The 848-nt window shown below is 42.6% G+C and carries 2 protein-coding genes; both read right to left on the minus strand.

The features are described from left to right. Positions 1-323: DUF2804 family protein (locus R7Z77_RS24765; RefSeq protein WP_318136973.1), on the minus strand; the 323-nt coding region annotated here is incomplete at its 3' end. A 179-nt stretch (positions 324-502) separates the two neighbouring features. Then, positions 503-848 (minus strand): OsmC family protein (locus tag R7Z77_RS24770; RefSeq protein WP_318136972.1); only part of this gene is annotated, 346 nt, incomplete at its 5' end.

Here is an 848-nt window from a genome sequence, read left to right on the forward strand (position 1 = left end):
GTCTGATAACCAAGCTGACAAGGTTTAAGCCATTGCTGCTCGGTGAGTGCATTGCGCTTAATATCGAACAAATAACAAAATCCGGAGGCCAAATAGCGAATATCGGCAATAGCAATCCCGACGACATAGTCAGGGGTCACGAGAGACACGAACTGGAACTGCTTGTAATCGAAATGTTTTCGCCACTTCGATACAGGATTGTCCATCTCATTGAGATATTGAAATGACTCTAAATCGAGTGATCTTGGAATCGCCGACAAGTGCCCAAAAACCGGCATACCATCTTGCTGAATAAATGATTCCAAAGGCTTAATTACGTCCATGATTCTGACTTGGCTAATCATACATGGATCGATATTAACATTAATTTAACAACAAACGAGTTGCGCGACTGCACAACAATCACGCATTTAAGGCAGGCAACGAAGCAATAGTGTGAAACAGATCACTCATATCTCATTACTATCATTGCGATTTAGAGTTTTAGCTTAGCTGTAGAGCATTAATCAGAATGAAGAATATTGGTCACGATCTCCGTTTTCACCGAATTCGCGATAAAACAGTTTTCATGCGCCATGTGATGCATTTTTTCCAATTGCTCATAGCTTGGCTGCTTATCACCAGAAAATACAACTGTCGGATTTAACACCACTCTCGAAACCCACTCTTTCCCATTTTCACCAACGGTCAACTCCCCTTCAGCTGCATCAACATAAGAGTCGATCACATAACGACGCTTTGCTGCAATCGAAAGGAAAACCAACATATGGCAACTAGAAAGTGCCGCAACAAACGCCTCTTCGGGATCGACGTTTTCTTCTACCGACAGCGGCAACGGAACAACATAA

The organism is Vibrio sp. 1401 (genome assembly GCF_033340295.1).